The sequence below is a fragment of the Paenibacillus forsythiae T98 genome (assembly GCF_000520735.1).
Taxonomy (GTDB): domain Bacteria; phylum Bacillota; class Bacilli; order Paenibacillales; family Paenibacillaceae; genus Paenibacillus_AQ; species Paenibacillus_AQ forsythiae.
This window is the reverse complement of record NZ_ASSC01000455.1, coordinates 1-379: the sequence shown is the minus strand read 5'-3', so window position 1 is coordinate 379 and position 379 is coordinate 1. Positions and strand designations below refer to the sequence as shown.

At 60.9% G+C, this 379-nt stretch carries 1 protein-coding gene; it reads right to left on the bottom strand.

What is annotated here, in order from left to right:
- A partial coding sequence (locus L692_RS28880; protein WP_036723774.1) for an aminotransferase class III-fold pyridoxal phosphate-dependent enzyme occupies nt 1–379 on the bottom strand: 379 nt, incomplete at both ends.

Sequence of the window (379 nt, the reverse complement as noted above, 5' to 3'; positions counted from 1 at the left end):
GTAGGCGCCGATCGGCAGGCCGCCGCCGAAGATTTTGCCCATTGCCGTCAGGTCGGGCATGATTTCTTCATGGTTATCCAGTCCGGCGTAGGTCTGCGCGCCGCCGTAGTGGAAGCGGAAATTGGTAATCACCTCGTCATAGATGACGAGCGAGCCGTTGTCATGCGCAAGCTTGCACATGCCTTCAAGGAAGCCGGGCCTTGGCATAACCATGCCGAAATTGCCGACGATCGGCTCGACCATGATGGCGGCGACATCGTCGCCCCATTGGTTCAGCGCTTCGCGCAGCCCGTCCAGATTGTTGAACGGCACGGTGATGACCTCGTGCGCAATGCTCACCGGAATGCCGGCGCTGTCGGGAATGCCCAGCGTGGACGGG